This is a genomic window from Pseudomonas sp. AGC41 (assembly GCF_057334555.1).
Genome location: NZ_JBHFJB010000018.1, coordinates 1 through 3,714, shown reverse-complemented (window position 1 = coordinate 3,714; position 3,714 = coordinate 1). Strand labels below are relative to the sequence as shown.

The 3,714-nt window shown below is 44.5% G+C and carries 6 protein-coding genes and 1 pseudogene; 6 read left to right on the top strand and 1 reads right to left on the bottom strand.

Annotated features, from left to right (window positions below; genetic code table 11):
* The 6 genes and pseudogenes from ACE04F_RS02255 to ACE04F_RS02230 form a co-directional block, all read left to right on the top strand.
* The coding region (locus tag ACE04F_RS02255; protein WP_486104486.1) for an RHS repeat domain-containing protein at nt 1-618 on the top strand (618 nt) is incomplete at its 5' end.
* Nucleotide 619: 1 nt separating this feature from the next.
* Complete coding sequence (locus tag ACE04F_RS02250) at nt 620-940, top strand: hypothetical protein (protein WP_486104485.1); 321 nt, start codon at nt 620-622, stop codon at nt 938-940.
* 403 nt (nt 941-1,343) lie between these two features.
* The gene (locus ACE04F_RS02245; RefSeq protein ID WP_486104483.1) at nt 1,344-1,646 is read left to right on the top strand and encodes a hypothetical protein; all 303 of its coding nucleotides are present in this window, start codon (nt 1,344-1,346) and stop codon (nt 1,644-1,646) included.
* A 191-nt stretch (nt 1,647-1,837) separates the two neighbouring features.
* Nucleotides 1,838-2,113, top strand: a pseudogene (locus ACE04F_RS02240) (RHS repeat-associated core domain-containing protein); the annotation flags it as partial.
* 308 nt (nt 2,114-2,421) lie between these two features.
* A complete protein-coding gene (locus ACE04F_RS02235) occupies nt 2,422-2,754 on the top strand; it encodes a hypothetical protein (protein WP_486104481.1) in 333 nt (110 codons plus the stop codon).
* A 206-nt stretch (nt 2,755-2,960) separates the two neighbouring features.
* Nucleotides 2,961-3,329, top strand: coding sequence for a hypothetical protein (locus ACE04F_RS02230; RefSeq protein ID WP_486104479.1), 369 nt, complete (start codon nt 2,961-2,963; stop codon nt 3,327-3,329).
* Nucleotides 3,330-3,489: 160 nt separating this feature from the next.
* Here ACE04F_RS02230 and ACE04F_RS02225 read toward each other — a convergent pair.
* On the bottom strand, nt 3,490-3,714 hold a 225-nt coding region (locus ACE04F_RS02225; protein ID WP_486104477.1), incomplete at its 5' end, for a hypothetical protein.

The following is a 3,714-nucleotide window of genomic DNA, read 5'->3' as shown; positions in this document are numbered from 1 at the left end:
CACACCAACCTGGCCGGGCTGCCGGAACAGCTCACCGATACTGACGGCAATACGGTGTGGCACAGCGAGTACCAGGCCTGGGGCAGAACGCGGGACGAATGGCATGATCGGCAGGCCGGGCGTGAGCAGAACCTGCGGTTTCAAGGCCAGTACCTTGACCGCGAAACCGGGCTGCACTACAACACCTTCAGGTTTTTTGATCCGGATGTGGGGCGGTTTACCCAGCCGGATCCAATTGTATTGGCAGGAGGGTTGAACCTCTATCAATATTCGCCTAACCCGATGGGATGGATTGATCCGCTCGGCCTCGAAACTATTCGCTTACGGCATTACACGAGCAATCAAGGATTAGAGGGAATAAAAAATAGTATGGTAATTAAGGCCGGTGACCAAAATTCCGTATTTGCCACCAAAGCCAAAGGGAAGCCGCTGAGCATGGCCGATGCAGCTAAAAAATTCAAAATAAGACCGCACCACGCCCGAAACCATATTGACTTCGATATAAACTCTGGAAGAGTAGAGTTTAGGAAAAACAATTTAGGCGTTGAGGAGTTCAAAATAAAAGGCGACGTCGTGCTAGATAAAAAAACAACCTCTTTCAACAAACGGTGCCCATAAAATGAGCAAAAAATGCAGAATAGGAGTTTCAGAACTTAAAAGTATTCTGACCCATCTAGAAGAAGTGGTGATTACTATTGACAAAATAGGATCTGGATTTGAAGACAAAGAAACCACCGCATTAGCGTTGTTATTATTTTTCAGAGAAAAAGACGTCCTTGACAAACTAGCCGAAACAAGAAAAATCCTCCACCATAGTCTATCCGAAGAATTGGGCGTTGATGCATATGATAAATGGATTGAGAATGATACAACATATTGGAAACCGCCATACGAAAAAAACAAAAATGAAATCATTAAACTTTTAGCCAACCTAGACTAAGACATTTTTTGAAAAAGCCTTCTATTTGCAATGTAGCCGTCCGAGGAGCTTACCCTTGAACTTATTTTTGGATATTGGGTTTTTTCAGATGATCGCTCAGAAGAACCAAGCAAAGAAATGCACTCGGACCCAGGCAAGAACAAATCAGCCTTGATGAGAGTGATAAGCTCCATACCCGAAGGGTTGCTCGAAGACAACTCATCTAACTACAAGAAAGAACTGAGCAAGCCCATTGACTCAAAGCTAGACGGTGTGCGCCAGCCAAACTCAGCATCCGCGAAAGAGTCGATATTTTCAGAACTTTCGACATAACTATTGCCGATCTCCATGACAAAAAAGATCTCATTACGGAACTGAAACGCAGCGGGGTTACCCCGCCAAAAGACTTTCTAGGGCGCTTATGATGAACAAAGAAAAACTATTCGACCTGAAGGAAGCACTCGAAATCTCAGGCTGGTCACTAATAAATGAGAATGAAATGTTCTCTGCTGCAGACGACAGGATAGAGTGGCTACTACTGAATGAGCGGACATCCAACAAAGAAACCTATACATTTCACCTTTTCAACGACCTTGAAAAAAGAACAGAAAAAATATCCGATATACTTTACGTAAGGAGAAGCAAAGATAATATTAAGCTATATTTCAATCAAGACAAAAGTTGCTGGAAGAAGGAACTCAAGAGGTTCGTATACAGCACTATATAACCATAAAGATATTCCCCCCCAAAAAGTTAGAGCGTCACCGCAGAATTTAGTAAGCCCATGAAAAAACTAATAAATTATCAAGACTAAGAACTTTCAAGAGGGGTCGTACTGAGAATCCAAGCATTATAACCTTATGAAGACTTTTTTGATGCATTACTGATCAGCCTCCCGCAGGTAAATACCAAACACAGACCGACACTGACGGCCACACGGTGTGGCACAGCTAGTACCAGGCCTGGGGCGGAACGCGGGACGAATGGCATGATCGGCAGGCCGGGCGTGAGCAGAACCTGCGGTTTCAAGGCCAGTACCTTGACCGCGAAACCGGGCTGCACTACAACACCTTCAGGTTTTTTGATCCGGATGTGGGGCGGTTTACCCAGCCGGATCCGATTGGGCTGGCGGGAGGGCTGAACCTCTGTCAATACGCTCCGAATGCGATTGGGTGGATTGATCCGTTAGGCCTTAGCAATAACCCCATTAGCGGCACCCCATTAGGAGAAGCACTCGAGCCAGTGTCGGCAAGAACAGGAAAGACATATCAAGGTCAACAAATATCAAGATCACGAAAAAGACGAAAGTTGACGAGGTAAAATTTAAACCCGGCGACTACTATTATATGGATGGCATGCACAAGGATCATATAGAAACCTTCTCATCAACAAACTCATCAAAAGGCGTTTTCAATCTTGACGGTAAATACAACGCTGCAAAATCTACTCGCGCCGCAAACCGAATCGGCCCGAGCTGTTAACATCCCGACGGACTTAAATTTATGAATCAGCTAGAAAATGAAATTCTAAAAAACAAAGACGATCTAGTCAAAGGTACATTTTGCTTTGAATTATTTGAGGAGAAGACGTTCAACGCCCCTTTGTTCGATAAATTGATAAGAGACATACAAGCGGCATTGAAGTCCACAGATGTAAAATCTAGCGACAAGCTAAAAGAGTTTATAATTTGGTTCACCATGGGAACTATTCGCTGTGTCATATGCCACAACGACCCTAATGATTTATATAAAATAAGCGACTTCTCCATGGATGCATGGAACGAATCATATGAACCAAAATTAAACAACACGCTCTTGGCGCTAATAAAAACGTAGGCTCGTCTACAACGGAGTTTACCGCAGGCCAAACACCTGGGTGTGCAGTCCGAAACCCTGCGCTTGAGCTACGACCCGCTGAGCCGTCTGATCGAGGAAGTCGGACCACACCTGCAGCGCCAGTATCACTACGACAAGGCCGGGAATTCGGCATAGGAACTCCCAAAACAGGGGAGCTCATTTCAATGATGAGCCAGGCAACCACTATGATTACTGAAATTAAAACTAATAGCAGTGAAAATGCCTTTCAGGACAATGATGTAATTCATCTTGGCAGAGCTGTAAATCCAGATGAATGCAGCCTAACTGCAATTAGCTGGACATCGACAGGGCGTTCATGGCAAACCCAGTTAAACATACTTAAAACTCTGTACACGGGCTTTAAAAGTGCGACTTCAGAGCAAAATATTTGGCTCCTTATGGGATTTTCCTCATGGCAGCCAGATAATCGCATTACCCGTCACAGAAGGTTGTGGGGCGGCTTAAAAGCAAGAGGTGTCGAAATTTTCATGGCAAGGATCATCAAGAGTACCTTATTGAAGGAAGGGAAGGCATTAAATTTTTTGGGGCGATAAATCTGTCCGAGCCATCCCTAACATCTACACTGTCCGCCATATTAAGCGAGCGCGCCTCTTATATTGTAGGCTTACCCAAGAACTGCGATATTGCTACTTTTTTAAATCCAGGATGGGTAGGTAAAATCACTGAAGATATAAATCTTATTTGCAGTATTAGTCATTCAAGCGGCTTTATATTGAAGCCAATTGGCGAATTTGATGATGCAGAGCGCGGGTTTGTGTATTTAGGGCCATCGGATATTGCTCGAAAAATAAATATGTTTAAAAACAACTGATAAACGCAACTTGGTGATGGAAGCACACATCTTAAGACGCCCTCGGCCAACTGCTCAGTGAGACCAATAGCGCCGGCCTGTTGCAGTACGACTACGACGCGCTGGGC